The sequence below is a fragment of the Paenibacillus sp. EB106-04-04-XG159 genome (genome assembly GCF_058791835.1).
This window is the reverse complement of sequence record NZ_JBYTDY010000015.1, coordinates 12,834-29,996: the sequence shown is the minus strand read 5'-3', so window position 1 is coordinate 29,996 and position 17,163 is coordinate 12,834. Positions and strand designations below refer to the sequence as shown.

At 48.6% G+C, this 17,163-nt stretch carries 15 protein-coding genes; 1 reads left to right on the top strand and 14 read right to left on the bottom strand.

Annotated features, from left to right (window positions below; all coding sequences use genetic code 11):
• Positions 1-110: 110 nt before the first annotated feature.
• The 14 genes from AC3WTP_RS17465 to AC3WTP_RS17400 all read right to left on the bottom strand — a co-directional run bounded on the left by AC3WTP_RS17465 (position 111) and on the right by AC3WTP_RS17400 (position 15,286).
• On the bottom strand, positions 111-1,157 hold the full coding sequence (locus AC3WTP_RS17465) for a serine hydrolase domain-containing protein (protein ID WP_492395917.1): 1,047 nt from the start codon (positions 1,155-1,157) through the stop codon (positions 111-113).
• A gap of 121 nt (positions 1,158-1,278) precedes the next feature.
• Positions 1,279-1,467 carry a hypothetical protein gene (locus AC3WTP_RS17460; protein WP_492395916.1) on the bottom strand — a complete coding sequence of 63 codons (189 nt, stop codon included), beginning with the start codon at positions 1,465-1,467 and terminating at the stop codon, positions 1,279-1,281.
• A 102-nt stretch (positions 1,468-1,569) separates the two neighbouring features.
• Positions 1,570-2,667 carry a sensor histidine kinase gene (locus AC3WTP_RS17455; RefSeq protein ID WP_492395915.1) on the bottom strand — a complete coding sequence of 366 codons (1,098 nt, stop codon included), beginning with the start codon at positions 2,665-2,667 and terminating at the stop codon, positions 1,570-1,572.
• Positions 2,664-3,338 (bottom strand): response regulator transcription factor, encoded by a 675-nt coding sequence (locus tag AC3WTP_RS17450; protein ID WP_492395914.1) that lies wholly within the window; start codon positions 3,336-3,338, stop codon positions 2,664-2,666. Before AC3WTP_RS17450 ends, AC3WTP_RS17455 begins: the two co-directional genes overlap by 4 nt.
• Before the next feature lie 25 nt (positions 3,339-3,363).
• On the bottom strand, positions 3,364-5,142 hold the full coding sequence (locus tag AC3WTP_RS17445; protein ID WP_492395913.1) for an ABC transporter ATP-binding protein: 1,779 nt from the start codon (positions 5,140-5,142) through the stop codon (positions 3,364-3,366).
• A gap of 371 nt (positions 5,143-5,513) precedes the next feature.
• Positions 5,514-6,683, bottom strand: coding sequence for a hypothetical protein (locus tag AC3WTP_RS17440; protein WP_492395912.1), 1,170 nt, complete (start codon positions 6,681-6,683; stop codon positions 5,514-5,516).
• Between the two features lie 73 nt (positions 6,684-6,756).
• The gene (locus tag AC3WTP_RS17435) at positions 6,757-7,512 is read right to left on the bottom strand and encodes a glycerophosphodiester phosphodiesterase (RefSeq protein WP_492395911.1); all 756 of its coding nucleotides are present in this window, start codon (positions 7,510-7,512) and stop codon (positions 6,757-6,759) included.
• 37 nt (positions 7,513-7,549) lie between these two features.
• Positions 7,550-8,380, bottom strand: a complete 831-nt coding sequence (locus tag AC3WTP_RS17430) for a carbohydrate ABC transporter permease (RefSeq protein WP_492395910.1) — start codon at positions 8,378-8,380, stop codon at positions 7,550-7,552.
• A gap of 12 nt (positions 8,381-8,392) precedes the next feature.
• A complete protein-coding gene (locus tag AC3WTP_RS17425; RefSeq protein ID WP_492395909.1) occupies positions 8,393-9,340 on the bottom strand; it encodes a carbohydrate ABC transporter permease in 948 nt (315 codons plus the stop codon).
• A 126-nt stretch (positions 9,341-9,466) separates the two neighbouring features.
• On the bottom strand, positions 9,467-10,789 hold the full coding sequence (locus AC3WTP_RS17420) for an ABC transporter substrate-binding protein (protein WP_492395908.1): 1,323 nt from the start codon (positions 10,787-10,789) through the stop codon (positions 9,467-9,469).
• A 450-nt stretch (positions 10,790-11,239) separates the two neighbouring features.
• Complete coding sequence (locus AC3WTP_RS17415) at positions 11,240-12,031, bottom strand: MgtC/SapB family protein (RefSeq protein WP_492395907.1); 792 nt, start codon at positions 12,029-12,031, stop codon at positions 11,240-11,242.
• Entirely contained in the window at positions 12,028-13,728 is a 1,701-nt protein-coding gene (locus AC3WTP_RS17410; RefSeq protein WP_492395906.1) for a glycerol-3-phosphate dehydrogenase/oxidase, read from the bottom strand. The genes AC3WTP_RS17415 and AC3WTP_RS17410 overlap by 4 nt, the downstream gene beginning before the upstream one ends.
• Positions 13,729-13,885: 157 nt before the next feature.
• Positions 13,886-14,458 carry a glycerol-3-phosphate responsive antiterminator gene (locus tag AC3WTP_RS17405; protein ID WP_492395905.1) on the bottom strand — a complete coding sequence of 191 codons (573 nt, stop codon included), beginning with the start codon at positions 14,456-14,458 and terminating at the stop codon, positions 13,886-13,888.
• Positions 14,459-14,503: 45 nt separating this feature from the next.
• Positions 14,504-15,286 carry an HAD-IIA family hydrolase gene (locus AC3WTP_RS17400; RefSeq protein ID WP_492395904.1) on the bottom strand — a complete coding sequence of 261 codons (783 nt, stop codon included), beginning with the start codon at positions 15,284-15,286 and terminating at the stop codon, positions 14,504-14,506.
• 510 nt (positions 15,287-15,796) lie between these two features.
• Between AC3WTP_RS17400 and AC3WTP_RS17395 the strand changes: the two genes are divergently transcribed.
• Positions 15,797-16,474, top strand: a complete 678-nt coding sequence (locus AC3WTP_RS17395) for a putative endonuclease domain-containing protein (RefSeq protein ID WP_492395903.1) — start codon at positions 15,797-15,799, stop codon at positions 16,472-16,474.
• The last annotated feature ends 689 nt before the right edge of the window (positions 16,475-17,163 follow it).

The following is a 17,163-nucleotide window of genomic DNA, read 5'->3' as shown; positions in this document are numbered from 1 at the left end:
GTGCAATATATAAAATAGATTATAGTTAAAAAATTCCACTATGGATAATAAAAAGGATGGCACCGTACAGCCCCATCCCTCTCCACTCAATCCCTATATCCCAGTCCTATCTAACGCTTCTGTAGATCTAGTAGCTTCACTATTTCTCCGATGATACCTTTATTCTGATGAACCCCTAAGTCCGAATTCGTCATGATGACAGCCCCATTACCTATGTGCGGGTAAGCGATTAACATGCATTGATACCCGACTCCCCAACCAAGCGAAGATATCTCTAGCTGTTGATCAGAACGATCAAGAAAGAGGCCAAGTCCCGTCCATGGTGCACATCCTTGCGGAGTTATCATTTCTTGGATCAAGGCGGGAGAAAGGCCCAGCTTACTATGACCTTGCAAGGAGTCCATGAGTTCAACTGCTAACTTGGCCAGATCTGCAGCGGTCGACCAGAGACCTGCGGCAGCGAGAAATGGGTATAGCGGATATTTCCCTTCTGCCGTTCTCCCGTCCTTATGATGTCCGCAAGCAGCATTAAGGCTTCTCTCTAGCAGCAGCGCATGATCAAGCGTGCTGTTCTTCATATGTAAGGGCTCTAGCACAAGCTCTTCCATCAATAGCTTAAATGGTCTTCCCGTAACATCTTCTATTAGCTGTTCAAGGATACAGAAGCCTGCATCTGAATAGTGAAACTCACTTCCGGGCTCATACTTAACTTCAATTGGCGCTGTACAGTAGGAAGTTCTGCCTTCTAGCAGATCAGAAATAGAAGGGATGCCATGAGAAGCGCGGTATTCATGAAAGCTTCCCTCTGGATCTATCACACCTGATTGATGACTCAACAGTGTTCTCAGGGTCACTTTCTGATGCTGAGTATATTTATTATCAGGAACCTTCCAAGAAAGCAGCCTATCATTTACATCCTGATCCAGTTCCAGAATGCCTTGCTCGACTAATCTCAACGATAATAGGGCTGCTGCGAGCTTGCTAATAGAACACGCATTAAACATCGTGTCGTTGCCAACGGGATGGTCTGTTCCCGCTTCAAGTAAACCGAAGCTATCAACGTGGCTTAGCTTACCGTCATTGATTAAGGCAATACTTAACCCCACTGTGTTATAGCGCTCCATTAGTTCGGTTATTTCACTGCTCTTTAGCTCCATATGCGCGGCTCCTTTTCATCTGTATGAGTGGTTGGCATCTTCTATATTCGCACATGAATTAAAAATACCTGCACCGGTTAACCGATACAGGTATTTCATAACGCTATGGTGCTGCCTTCCATTACACTGCAGCAGCATCTACTCTATGCTGAGATGCTTTGGAGCACTTCTTGCATACCGTAACGGATTTACCCGCAGTTGTCTTCATCGGATACAGCAATTTGATGCGAGTGCTGCTGCAGATCGGACAAGTCCCGCGCGAACGGGAAGGCATACGCCAGAGCGCACGTCCTCGTTTGGATTTAGCCATATGTGACGACCTCATTTCTATATAGGTTAAGGCTTCTGTACTGCTATTCCATTATATAGAAGGAGGTGTGACATATAGTGTCGCACCTCCAATAAGATCGAGCTAATTAACTGCTGTTTGCACATTTTCCGCTGCCCTTACCACATCTGCAGGTATTTTAATGATAAATAATGTTCCTGAGCCCCGCTTGCTGCTGACTTGTATCGTACCATGATGAAGCTCGATAATCTTATGAACGATCGACAGACCGAGTCCGTTTCCACCCTTAGCTCTATTCCGCGACGTATCCGACTTGAAGAATCGCTCAAATATATGCGGGATATGCTCCTCGTCGATACCGATGCCCGTATCCTTGATCCGAACCTCAATCTGATTCTGACGCTCCTGCATCGCGATGTGAATCGAGCCGCGATCCGGCGTAAACTTGATCGCATTATGAATGAGATTCGTCCACACCTGGCTTAACATCTCTTCGTCTGCTGCGATTGTCAGCTTATCTAGATCCAATTCCATGTCCAGCTGCTTCTGAGACCACTGCGGCTCACATGCCAGCACCAGATTGCGCATCTGTTGATCCAGACGGTACGTTGTGATCTCCAAGGTCTGCTGTTCAGACTCCAGCGCCGTCAGCTTCAATAAATTGTCGCTCAGCTTGGATAAACGCATCGTCTCAGTCTCGATGATTTGCAAGTAATGGTCGCGTTCCTCGGCACTTAACTGCTCACTGCTTCTTAAGGCCTGAGCAAAGCCTCGAATCGAGGTGAGCGGAGATTGGATCTCATGCGAGACATTGGAGATAAACTCTTGGCGCATCTTCTCCATCTGTCCTAATTCTCCAGCCATCTCATGAATGCTCTCGATAATAATGCCGAATTCCCCTTCAAAGTCCTTCGACTTCTTGATGTTAACCTCGAAGTCCCCCTTCGATATTCGCTTCAGCGCATCGATAATCGATTGCGAGAATGCATTCTGCTTATTGAGAGCCCTAGGGATCATAATGGCAAGTATAATGCCCAACATTATCAATGCCACAGCGCCATTCAAGATATAAGCCCAGAAGCCTGTAACATTCCAGTCCAATGGGTCAAGCACATAGGGGGTCACCCAATAAGCAACCGCTAGAGCAAGCAGCACACTGCCGAACGCGACCAGTATACTGAAAGCGATTCGGATTCTCTCCCACAGCTTAGATAGACTCATTCTATCACCTCGAGCCGATATCCGAGTCCACGAATCGTCTTAATGCGAAAGAAGCAGTGTTCCTCCGCGAATCGTTCTCGCAGACGATTGATGTGCACATCCAGTGTCCGCTCATTCCCCTCGAAGTCGATTCCCCATATATCTTCTATTAATTGTTCTCTTGAAAATGTTCTCCCCGGAACCCCTCCGAGCTTGAACAACAGCTCAAACTCCTTCAGCGGAAGCGTGAGCTTCTCCGTCCCATATATCACTTCATAAGTTTGACGATTCATGGTAACAGCGCCGAACTGAAGCGTCTGGGATATCGTGATGTGGTATCGCTTGAGCAGCGCCTTTACCCGTACAACCAGTTCCAACGGGTCAAACGGCTTTACCAAGTAATCATCCGTACCCAGGTTGAAGCCCTTGACCTTCTGCGAAGTTTCACCCTTGGCGGTAAGCATCAGCAGCGGGATATCATACTGCGAGCGCAGTTCTCGGCATAACTCCCATCCGTCCATATTAGGCATCATAATGTCGAGTACGACCATGTCAGCTTTGTCCGTTTCCATAATCTCTAGCGCTTCTTGTCCGTCCGCGGCTTCAATCGTTCGGAAGCCTTCCTTCTTCAGGAACATGCTAACCAGCTCGCGAATATGAGGATCGTCATCAACGATTAATATGGTGATCATACAGCGATACCGCCTTTCGGTTCATCTATGAAGAGCCCAGCTGCTCCTGAATGCGCAGCTGCTGCATAGCAAATTCTCGATACATCTCGTGGGTCTCAAGCAATGTCTCATGCGTACCTATTCCCGTCAACTTGCCCTTGTCAATAAATACGATCTGATCCGCATCGACTACAGTCGATAATCGGTGTGCGATGACGAGCGTCGTCCGTCCCTGCATCAGATTGTTGAGCGCCTCTTGTACAACAACCTCAGACTTGCTGTCTAAGCTGGAGGTCGCTTCGTCAAGCATCAGAATATGCGGGTTGCGCAGCAGGGCGCGAGCGATCGCGATCCGTTGACGCTGTCCGCCTGACAGCTTCACACCGCGCTCTCCGACCTCTGTCTCGTAGCCTTCCGGCATCTCGGAGATAAAGGTGTTCGCGTACGCCATCTCCGCGGCCCGCTCTAATTCCTCTTGCGTCACCTCGCGGTTCATGCCGTAGCAGATATTGTCGCGAATCGTACCGTCGATGAGCGGACTCTCCTGTGAGACATATCCGATCTGGGAACGCCAAGAGTGCAATGTAAACTCGTTAATCGAATCATTACCCAGCTTAATTATACCAGAAGAAGGCTGATAGAATCGTTCGAACAACGAGAACAAGGTAGTCTTTCCACTGCCGCTTGGGCCAACGATAGCGGTGACCGTGCCCGGATGTATAGTGAAGCTGATGTCTTGCAGAATCGGCTCTTCCTCATTATAAGAGAATGACACCTGTTCAACCGATAGCGATTGATTCGCTAATATCGAAGTTACCGGCTTACCATGCTGCAGATCCTCTTCTTCACCTTTCAGAATCGTACTGATCTGCTCCGTCGCACCAATCGCCTTCTGCAGCTGTGTGAAGAACATCGTCAGCATACTCATCGGCATCACGATCTGGATCAGATACAGAATGTAGGCAACTAGATCACCTGCTGATAATGCACCGCTTGATACGCGAAGCCCGCCATAGCCAATAATAACGACGAGCAGCGCCATCATGACCAGCGACATAATCGGAGAGATGACCGCTTGCACGACCCCTTCCTTCGTACCGAAGCGAAGCAGATTCGTTATTCTCTGTTTGCCGTTCGCATACTCTCTCGTCTCCGCGTTAGACGCCTTCATGAGTCGAATCTCCGACAGTACCTGACTCAGAATCGAAGTGAAGGACGCCGTTTCGTCCTGCAAGCGCATTGAGATCTTGTACATCTGCCGGCCGATCGGTACGAGTATGATTGCTGCCAGCGGGATAACGATCAGCATAATCAATGTCATCTGCCAGTCTAGGTAGAGGAGCACAATGAACGATCCGACGACGGAAATAACTCCGTTAAAGAAGCTGGTAAGATGCTCGGTGATGAAGCTCTTCACGATACCTGTGTCATTCGTGATTCGGCTGACCGTTTCGCCCGTCTTGTTCTCATCGTAGAACGATATAGGAAGGACGAGCAGCTTCTTCCACAACCGATCGCGCAGATTAGCGACCACCCGCTGCCCAATTAAGCTTAACAAGTAGATCGAGACACCGGAAGCGATCGCCTGCACGACGAACGCCAATCCTAATGCAATGATCTGCATCGGTTCCAGCGCGGATAGTGTGAAGCCATCGACCAGTTCCTTCGTGAACATCGGAATAAACAGCGATACGACGGTCGAGCTGACGCTAAGCAGCACAGCTGTAAACAGCATAAGCTTTGAAGGCTTCGTATCCTTGATCAGACGTGCAAATTGCCGCCAATCGCCCAGTGAGCCTTTCGGGGTCCCTCTCTCTTTTTCCATATCCATATTACCTACCTTTTCATCTCATCATCATTTACTACTTGCTGATATCAGAGTATAAGATGAATGTAAACTCAATTTAAACTAAAAACAGTTTCCTACCACTGACCATGGACGGCGGCGGACACACAATCCGCTATTCCTCTGAAATCCTGTCATTCCAGCAGCCAAACGGACCGTGGTTCCGTTATTCTCGTACAATCCGCCTAAAATTGCTTGTTTTCACGCAAATAAGGTCTCCTGTGTCCGCAAAACTCACAGATTACCTCTTATTTGCTTATATAACGGCTCTACGGTCCGCCCCCTTCATCCCAACATAAACAAAGCAGCAGTCAGAGAACATCTATCCTCTCAACTGCTGCTTCATCATATTATTTCTTCAGCTGCACTGCATCCTTATCCAGCTTCAGCATCGTATCCAGTGGATAGCTGCCTGAGGACAAGACCTCGCTAGCCGCTGATTCATATAAGATCAATAGCTGATCCTCAATCGGTGCTATTCCTTCCGACATCGGCGGACCGTCAATCTGGCTTAAGCGATTCTCGTCGTCTAAGTACCATAGAGGTATCTGCTTCCCCTCAATACTCACTTCGGCATGAGGCTTCAGCTCGCTTACATCGCTTAGAGCAAACGGGTTTTCATGGAACACGAGTGTGCTCTCAGCGTTGCGGCCATACGAATCACTGATCACGATCCAATCGTTCCAGAAGGCGATTCCTTGAACACGATCCTGCACCGAGAGCACATAATCCGGCGTCGCCATTGCAGTTCCCTGCTTCTCAGCTGGCAGGTGATCTGTCTCCTCGTCAAGCTGATAGCCGACAATCCACGCCTTATGCTCCTTGCCATCTCGATTCGTCATGACATGAGCAGCATTGGTTTCATAATCCTTGCCTAGCGCGAATTCTCCAACCCACAGCACACCGTTATGATAGGTCGTAAAGGAGGCTCGAACATCCGTCTTAATGCTGCCGTCGAAGCGAATCTCTTCTCCGTCTTGAGCTGCTTCAATCGAAGCTAATGGCAGTCGGTAAGCAACACCGCCCGATGAGATCCATGCATTCTGCTTGCTCACGGCAACACCGCCAGCATGGCCTGTATAGACTGACCCATCCTCCTGAGATAGGACTACCGACTTCAGCAGCTTGCCGCTGTCAGCTTCAAGAACAGATAATATGCTGGGCTTGCCCTCTTTCTGATAGCTGGAAACGAGCAGCCACTTGTGCGAAGGATCGTAAGCCAATCCCTGAGGAATAACGCCCTGCTTCAGCCCAGGTATGATCGGTCCCTCTTGGGCAACCTTCAGCAGCGGCTTGAATTCCTCATTGTCCAGCTGAAACGGAATCTTCACTCGCTCCTGCGTCACAGGACCATCCTTAACACCTTCAGCCGAACTCGCACTCCCACCCGCTTCTTTCGGCTGCTGTTCGTTCGGCTTCGCTTGAGACACCACTGCCGGCTTCGTCTCCGAAGCCTCATTGGACTTCGATGATTGGCAGCCTGCAAATACCGCCATTAACGCTAAACCCGTAATCAGCATCAACAACTTCACATGGATGGCATGCGAATGGCGTTGATCGACTCTTCCACTGCTTATGGTACTTGCCCTGTCCCTATTGTTCATGCAGCATAGAATACAAACGGCCAGGATAATCGGTAATAATGCCGTCCACACCAAAGTGAATGGCGAGCTTGAAGTGTTCCACATGGTTTATGGTATACGGATATACCTTCAGACCTGCTTGCTGAGCTCCCGCAATATCTTCTGGTCCGATATGGTTGCCTTGCGGATGCAGAGAATAGACAGGAACCCCAACCAGACCAGCCATAGCGGCATGATCGACGAAGCTGGCATTATAGAGCAGGCCGATCTTCACTCGATCGTCTGCCTCCTTGAGACGCTTTAAACATTTATGATCGAAGGAGGATACCACGACAGAATCGAAGCGGTCGTATGCTTCAAGCAGCTTAAGAAGCTGCGGCACCGTTCTGTCGTCATGGAACTGCTTAATCTCTACATTGATCATGATCGATGCCGGCACCAGATCAAATACCTCGGCTAATGTCGGCACACGCTCTCCCGCATACTTGGAATCAAACCAGCTGCCTGCATCCAGGGCTTTAATCTGTTCAAGCGTCATCTCATGGACTGCTCCTGTACCGTTAGTGGTCCGATTCACGATAGCATCGTGAATGACGACTGGAATTCCTTCCTTCGTAAGCTGAATATCCAATTCGATCGCATCGCAATGCTGTTCAAGCGCTAAGCGGAATGAGCCCAGCGTGTTCTCAGGCGCTTCGCCTGCGCTTCCGCGATGCGCAATGATTAACGGCGCTTGAACTGAACGTTGATTATTAGAAGAAGTCATGGGATCCACACCTTCCTATTAGTGCTTGCGCAGCCCTTTATTTAAAAGTTGAGTTAGCCATAGCCGCAACGATATGCTTCTGGAAAATTGCAAATATAAGAATAATCGGAACAATGATCATGACACTTGCTGCACTGAGAATGTGGAACATGAGCGCCTCATTGCCCGCGACAGAGTCTTTCAACATCGCGATGCCTACCGTCAGCACCCGCATACTATCAGAATTGGTCATAATAAGCGGCCAAAAGTAAGAGTTCCAGCTGCTAATAAACGTCAATACAATCAAGGTTGCAATCGTAGGGAACGCCATCGGCACAAGAATGCGATACAGCAATTGCATACGATTCGCGCCATCGACCTTCGCTGCTTCCATCATATCATTATTAATCGACATAAAGGTCTGCCTCAGCAAAAATATGCCAAATGCGGAAGCGCCATGCGGCACAATCAATGCAAAGAAGGTATCAATCCAGCCAAGCTTAGACATCAACACATACACAGGAACGAAAGTTACCTGGTCAGGTACGATGAGAGCAGCCAAGACGAGAATGAACAGCTTGTCCCTTCCCCAGAACTTGCCCTTTGCAAAGGCAAATGCGGCCCAGATCGCTACGTTTACTTGCAGTAACAGAATGCCTGCGGTCTGAATAATCGTATTCACAAAAAAAAGATCAAATCTTGCCGCCTTAAACGCGCTGACATAGTTCTGCCACTGAAATGACTCCGGCCAGAAGGACGGTGTGGCCAGGCGCAATTCGAATGGAGTCTTCAGAGACGTCACAATCAGCCAATAAGTTGGAAATACCATAATCAGCGTTATGATAATGGCGGCGATCAGCCGCAGATTCTTCAATAAAGTTCGCGTCATGCGTGCCTAAGCCTACCCTTCATAATGGACTCGTTTCTTCGACACCCAGAATTGAAGCATCGTCAGCAGAATAATGATAATGAAGAAGATAACGACTAGCGCCGATGCTCGGCCGGTACGGAAGTCAACAAACGCCATCTCATAGATCCAGTACACCATCGCTTTCGTTGCTTGAAGCGGTCCGCCATTTGTCATAATATCGATGGATTGGAACACCTGCATGGAAGAGATAAAATTCGTTACGACCAGGAACAGTGTAGTTGGTGAGAGCAGCGGCAGCGTAATGTGCCAGAATTGATGCCATTTGGAGGCGCCGTCGAGACTGGACGCTTCATAATAATCAAGGGGAATGCTGCGCAAGCCGGCGATAAAGATCAACATCGCAAAGCCTACACCCTTCCACAGAGATACCGTTATAACTGCATATAGCGCCGTCTTCGGGTTCGTCAGCCAATTGACAGGGTCATAGCCTAGCCATTCCAGCAGCTTGTTCGCCAAGCCATACTCAGGGTTATAGATCCACAGGAATACCATTGAAGCGATAACCATGGAGATATAGTAAGGCATGAATACAATCGTGCGCATAAAATTAAAGAATCGCGAGGTGACATTAAACAGCAGCGCAAGGCCCAAGCCAATGACGAGCGTAAAAAATACGTCGAATATCGTGTATTTGAACGTAACCAGCAATACATGTGTGAAGTCCTCATTCGTTAACAGCTTCGTGTAATTGTCTATGCCGACAAACTTCTTCACTGGTCGCGTCATATTCCAATTTGTAAAGCTCAGATAAATGGAATTCAGGAGCGGATAGTATATAAAAATAACCAAGAACAGTAACGCCGGAACTGCAAATCCGAAATCCTTCAGAGCCTCGAAGAATCGAAAGCGAGAAGGCTTCTTTCGTGCTCGTGCAGCGAGCGTTGCAGTCACAGATTCGGTCTGATTCTGTGCGCTCATCTCATTACCTCATTTCTCGCAAATGGCTGATTTCAGTCAAAGTAAACGGTCAAGAAACATAGATTGCCATCCTGTATCTATCATGAGAAGTTGTCTCTTGACCGTCTGCTTTGCTATGAAGCTCTATTAATTGGCATCTTCAAGAATGGCGTTAATCTCCTTCGAAGCATCGGTCATCGCTTGCACTGGATCTGCTCCCTCAAGCACCATCTTGCCGAGCGCCTCCATATACTTCGATCTGAATTCCGGATAGAGCGGATGCTGCAAACGAGGACGAACGCTATCAAAGTTCTCGAGCACCGCCTTGTATGTAGGCCAACGCTCCTGATAAGCTTTGCCTTCCTCTGTATCAATTACGCTCTTATGCGTTGGCAGATATCCCACCTTCTCAGCCCATTGCAGATTGAATTCCTTGCCCGTCATGTGCTGAATGAATTTCCAAGCGGCTTCCTTCTCGTTCTCTTTCGCGCCGCTCATCATAACGATACCCGCTCCGCCGATATTCGAGATGCGCTCTTTGTCGCCAGGGACGAAGGAAACGCCAACTTCGAACTTTGCATTTTCAACGTAAGTTTTGATGATTGCTGAAGAATGCTGAACCATGGCGATCTTTTCTTCAAGGAACATTTGCCGCATCGTGCTGGAAGCTCCTTTGCCATAGCCGATATGAATTGAACCGTCATCAAGCCACTTCTTGAAGTTCTGGATATAACGCAAGCTTTCAGGCGATTCAATATTGGATTTGCTCATATCTTCAGTCAGGATAGATCCGCCGCCATTGATCATCCATGGATCGTAATACCATGTGTCCCAGCCAGGTACGGAAAGAGCGTATCGCTCTGTCTTGCCGTTATTCTTGACCGTTACCTTCTGATTGAACTGCTCGACTTCCTCCCAAGTCTGCGGAGGCTGCACTTGCAGCTTGTCCAGCAATGTCTTGTTATAGATCATCACACTGGAGCTGACGATTAATGGGAATCCAAACTGCTTCTTCTCATATGCATAAGCATTTCGCATACCGTCGGCGAAGTCGTCCATGTCCACCTTATCGCGCTCGATATACGGATCCAAGTTCTCGAATATACCGTCGCGAGAGAATTTAGGCAATGACGAGACTTCGACGTTCGTTACCGCAGGTACATCGCCTGCCGATACAGCAGCCAGCAGCTTCTTATGCAGATCGTCATACTCCCCTTGGTAGACCGGCTCTACTGTGATATGCGGATACTTCTTGTTGAATTCAGCGATCATATAGTTTAGACCTTCAAGCTGCGCCTCCGCATGCGCGTGCCAATACTGAATCGTTACCGGCGTATTGTCTTCAGGTGCCGGAGGCAGCTTCTTAACCGGTTCTCCTGACCCTTCCTCCGCGCCACCAGAACAGCCTGCAAAGACTAACAAGATCATGCTTAGAGCAGTAAATAATGACAGCCAACGTCTTAACTTCATCTTGGACTCCCCTTTCACTCAACCGAAATAGTTATACTTATTCGATGTTGCGATCCATACCGTGCTACAATATGGGGCAGCCCGCTTCCATTGAATCCTGTTCAGAAGGAATGTCAAACAAAAAAAGCCTCAGAATTACATAACGAAGCTTGCCTGAAGAAGAGCAGCCGTATGCCGTATCGAAACTTAGCTCCAGTTCCGATCTACACGAACAGCAAATCCTTCGCAAGATGCGTTAACAATTCCGGGCTTTCTCACATTCTCCACCCTATTGAAAAATATACAATTATTGAAAGCGTTTCCCATATTTGTTCACAAATATATCACGCCTTCAATCTATCGTCAACAAAATATAGAATATTTTGCAAAATAATAACAAAAATTGTGATGTAAGTTATATCATCATATTAATCCGACACTAATTTACCCTCGCTGCGAAAGCGCTTCCACTTATCCCAACACGCCTGCCTGCTTGTCCTTATCTCGGCGCAAGGATGATACAAGCGACCCATGTTGAATATGCAGTACATCTGGCATTAAACATAGGTGCTGAATGACCTGCAGCACATGCCCTTCACTCTGTGCCTTCAAGATGCACCTTAGCGTAATGATTCGCATCGATTCCTCATGCTCGATGTGATCCGGATCCTCCACTTCTACATACAGCTGCTGAATTCGCACACCATGATCGGAAAATACTTGTATGACTTTGCTCATCGTGCGATCTTGATCCCGCATGCGCAGTATCAACTCATGAACACGACGCTTCTTCATCAGCACATACTCCCAGCGATTCAGCAGGATAAGGCTGATTAATACCGTGACCGTCGCCAACAGCGCAATCTCATAGAAGCCTGCACCGACACTAAGTCCGATACCGGCTACTACCCATATGGAGGCCGCTGTCGTTAAGCCCGACACCGTCAGCCCATTACGCAGTATTGCTCCTGCTCCAAGAAAGCCGATACCGCTAATAACCTGAGCAGCCAGCCTGGCTGGGTCTATCCTCACATTAGCTTCATACACAAACTGCGAGAATCCATAAATCGAGAGCAGCATGATCGTAGCGGAGCCTACGCACACCAATATATGTGTGCGAAAGCCCGCTGCATGGTTGCTCCATTCACGCTCAAGGCCGATCAGCCCCCCTAGTACGAGCGCAACTAAATAACGCCAAGCTAGATCGGCGAACGAGATCTGCCAGACTTCGGGATGAAATCCCAACTCGGTTGGAGTAGTCAAGCCATGACCACTTCCTCGTTAACCTTATGGGCTGCTGTCATCTGAGTATCGTTAACCGGCAAGGTCATGAGAGCGTCGAATAAGCCGTCAATCCGCTTCGACTCACGTGCGAATTCCGCTTCACTCCAACCCATCATGTTCCGCATAATAGCCAGCACCGCATTACGATGGTTCCGAGCCGCCATCGGATTAAAGTACATCCAGCCCGTGCGCAGGCGTAGGAAGTCAGCTGCAGTCGCTGTCATCTCCTCTTGTATCGAATAGGTTAATTCGGCTTGCAGCGCGCGCATCTCCTCATCCTCGCGTGGAAGCTCCATATATATAGCAGCAATCCGCAGCGCGTTGCTGCCGTATATATCAATCCAATGCTGCATGACGTCTTCCTTTACACCTTGCTTGACTCCCCTCTGCAGCATCTCGGCTTTCCAATCGGCATAAGTAGAGGCTGTTCCCATATCTCCGCCGCTCACCGTGATTGTATCTGTAATACATTGTGGGAATACGAAGCCAGACTCCTTTTTCATCGAATCGGTCACTAAATTAACGACCTTCTCCGCCATCTTGCGATAGCCCGTCAATTTGCCGCCTGCGATGGTGATCAATTGGGAGTCCGAGATGAAGATCTCGTCCTTGCGCGACAATTCGGAAGGACCCTTGCCTTCCTCGTATATTAGCGGCCGCAAGCCTACCCAGTGCGATTTCACATCCTCTATCGTGAGCTTAACGCTAGGAAACATGGCATTTACCGCCCGCAGCAAATAGTCGCGATCATCCTGTGTTGTACGCGGCTCATCTACACTCTGATCATACGCGGTATCAGTTGTACCGACATAGGTGATCTGTCCGCGCGGTATCACGAATACCATACGGCCATCTGGCGTGTCAAAGTAAGCCGCTTGCTTAATAGGCAGACGCTCCGCAGGAACGACCAGATGCACGCCCTTGGTCAGGAACAGTCGCTTGCCCTTCAAGCTGTTGTCCTGTTTGCGAACTTGATCGACCCATGGACCTGCAGCATTTACCACATGCTTGCCGCTAATGTTGTAGCTCTTGCCATTCAGCACATCTTCTACTACGATCCCGCAAACTTTGCCATCCCTATAGATAAATTGCTTGCATTCCGCATAATTAACAGCCGCCGCCCCATTCTGCACAGCCGTCTTCATCAAATCCAGCGTTAAACGGGCATCATCTGTTCGGTACTCAAAGTACAAGCCTCCACCCTTCAGATCGTCCGACTTTAACAATGGCTCCTGCATCAGAGCCTGTTCTCGATTCAGCATCTTACGGCGCTCTTTGCGGACGACGCCAGCAAGCATATCATAGACGTATAGACCGACTGAGGAAGCTAAGTAACCGTAAGTGCCACCTTTATATATGGGAAGCAGCATAGGAATCGGCACAACCAGATGCGGCGCATTCTTATACAGAATGGCCCGCTCTCGGCCAACTTCCTGTACCAGCTTTACTTCCCCTTGCTTCAAATACCGCAGACCGCCATGTACTAGCTTCGTCGAACGGCTGCTCGTTCCCGAGCCGAAATCGTTCTTCTCTACCAGCGCAACCTTCATCCCGCGCAAGGCAGCATCCAGTGCTATCCCCGCTCCTGTAATTCCGCCCCCAATGACAACTAAATCCCACTGTTCCTCTGACATATATTTAAGTTGTTCCTGACGCTTTAATGATGAGAAACGCATGCTGTATGCCCCCTTATAAATATAAAAAGCCTGGTAAAAAGACAAACGCATAGCCACCGCACCGCGAAACGATGCAATTCTAACGTCAGTCTCTTCCCCAGGCGTCTCCATGTCTCAAGCCATTAATGGAAGATGATTATGATATCTTACTGTTCATTCACGCTCTGGAAGAGTGGCTCCATAGCTCGCTCGTTCCAACCGAAACCGCTAATGCTCCGGCTGCCAGTGCGTCGTCGATCTCTTGCCGATTGCCGATCAAGCCCCCCGCAATGATAGGCAGCGGTGTCATATCTGTCAATTGACGTATAATGCGCGGCATAACACCCGGCATGATCTCCACTGCATCAGGCAAGCTCTGCTCAACAGCCTTAATGCCTTTCGCCACCGCATTATTATCAATAAGAAAGATGCGCTGAATCGACATTAAATTCATTTCCTTCGCCACACGAATAAGGTTGCTCCTAGTTGATAGAATACCTGTCGGCTGGAAATATTGCGATACATAAGAAACCCCGCTGCGGTCGCTCGCTATTCCCTCTATAAAATCCATATGTAAAAACACGTGTTTCCCCGCTTGCTTCACCTGCTCTACCATGGACTTTAAATTAAAGATAGAACCTGTCAATAAAAATACGATGTTCGCATCGCTCTCAAGCGCCAGCTTCAGCTCTTGTTCAGAGTGGACAGAAGCGATGACCTGATGTTCAACCATGTCTACAATTGGATACAAAGGACACTCCTCCTTAGTGGGATACAAGCCCATTGTACCTCATTTTTACAGATTAACGACGTCTGCAATGGAATTTATCACATATTTTGCTTGAATATCTGCTTGGTCAACCATTTCTGGCTCTGTTATGCCCGTCAGCACGAGCACCGAGTTCATTCCATTCTCATTCGCAAGCAGAATGTCTGTCTCCAGACGGTCCCCTACCATATAGCACTGGTCTGACTCTAGCTGCAGATGAGCTACCGCCATCTTAGCAGCAATGGCCGACGGCTTGCCGACAACAGTTGCCATAGCGGCATCCAGCTGAAGCCCAAGCGCTCCTTCCAGCGCTCCGATCAGAGCTCCCGTGTCCGGCACTTGTCCGGTCTCCATCGGGCAAGTGCGATCCGGATTCGATATGATCACATGCGCGCCGCGAAGAACCGCTTGATACAGCACATTTAATTTGTCATACGTAAATTTGCGATCCCATGACAGCACCACATAAGGCGCATCCACATCATGATCGCTCAGCTGCAAGCCCTCATTGCGCATCTCATCGCGTATCGGCTCTTCTCCAATGACGAGTATCTGATCTCCAGTCTGCGAGATTTGCTTCACATACCTGGCCACCAGCGAGGAAGAATTCATAATATCGCGATCCGTTGTCGGGATTCCCATCTTAGATAGCTTATGCGCATAGGATACTCGTGTTGCAATAGGCTTATTGGATAAAAACATCACTTTATCCCCTCGAGCTCGCAACGCTTCGATAGCCTCAACCGCTCCCTCAATTACGCGCTCCCCTAAATAAACAGTGCCATCCAAGTCAAAGATATAGCCTCTCATCTCCTGTATCACGCCTGCCCTTCGCTGTATTTGTAGCTAGAAAACTACGCAAAAAAACCCTCACCAAAGCAAAATCACCCGGGGCTGCTACCGGGGTATGCTTTCGGATAAGGGTTCTCCAATTCTCCACCTAACCGTGTATGGACCTATGAATAAGTTATGTTCATTATAGCGCGATTCACCAAGTTGTCAAATATAACCTGTATTTTGGGTGGTTGCACTGGGGATGGTTACACTCTGATATCCTCAGTCTCTCCCCGTAAAATGAATGCAACTAGCCCTTTTCGATTAGATCATCATATAGGGAGAACCTTTATTGAATCCCTGAATCTCGATGTGTTATGCTTGAAAGAAATCAAACGGGTTGTGAAGCATACACCGCTGCGCTTGGATACGAGTTTCTCGTGCCTGGCTGGCGGTGTTTTTGCATGTATGGCGGAAATTATTGCGGTGATGATTGGTTGTTGCTGCATGCAATGCGATAACTATTATTGAAAGTGGGTGTAGTAAATGTTTAATCATTCCTATGATCTATGGTACAGCAGTCATTTACAAGATAGCAGCGGTAACAGAAGAGAGCGTCTAGAGAATGGGTATGGTCATGCTGAAAAATTGTTTCTGCAAAATGTTTGGTATCCAGCACTCAAAAGCTTTGATCATTTGCATCCGGAATATGAAGTATCTGATTTCAAAGACGGAAGTCGTTATATTGATTTTGCTTATATCCGTTTCCCTCTGAAGCTAGCGATTGAGATTGATGGTTATGGACCACATAGTGCTAAACTCACTCGCTCCCAATTCTCAGATTCCCTACTCCGGCAAAATCACCTGACGATGGATGGTTGGCGAATCCTGCGTTTCTCCTATGATGACATTAATGAAAAACCCCGTATGTGCGAACAACTGCTGCAGCAGTTTATGGGGATATGGAGCTTCGGCAGTAATTCTACTATTAGCTATGAGGAGTATTTGGAGCAGGAAGTATTGAGATATGCGCTGCAGCTCGATCGCAAGCTGAATACAAAGGATGTGTGCGACCTGCTGCAGATCCATACAAGAAAAGCTAACTTGATCCTGCGCAACATGCTGCATAAGGGCAGTCTGCTGCCAGGAGGCGAAGGAACGAAGCTTGTACGCGTATTTCAAGTCAATCGCAGCTATGTGAATGGGAGAAAGCTGTTTGGATAGTATGAGGTAGCAGCTGGATTGGGGGCGCCGAGAGGGATCGGACGGCACACTCTGTAAGTTAGAGCGCTGGGTGGGGATCGGGCGGTACACTTTGCGGGATCGCATGGCACCGGTGGGGGCCGAGATGCATTTTTTCGACGTCTCAGCTCATTTTCGAGCCGTTTCCGGGGCTGGGACGTTGATTTTCGACGTCTCGGACCGCTTTGGGGGCTTGGACGGCACCTTTTGGAGGCTGAGATGCATTTTTTCGACGTCTCAGCTCATTCTCGCGCCACTTTCGGGGCTGAGACGTTGATTTTCGACGTCTCGGACCGCTGTGGGGGCTCGGACAGCACCTTTTGGAGGCTGAGATGCATTTTTTCGACGTCTCAGCTCATTTTTGAGCTGCTTTCGGGGCTGAGACGTTGATTTTCGACGTCTCGGACCGCTGTCGGGGCTTGGACTGCACCTTTTGGAGGCTGAGATGCATTTTTTCGACGTCTCAGCTCATTTTTGAGCCACTTTCGGGGCTGAGACGTTGATTTTCGACGTCTCGGACCGCTTTGGGGGCTTAGATGGCACCTTTTGAAGGCTGAGATGCAGTTTTTCGACGTCTCAGCTCATTTTTGAGCCACTTTCGGAGCTGAGACGTTGATTTTCGTCGTCTCAGCCCGCTGGGCAGGCCAAAACGGCACCCTTTGGTGTATGTG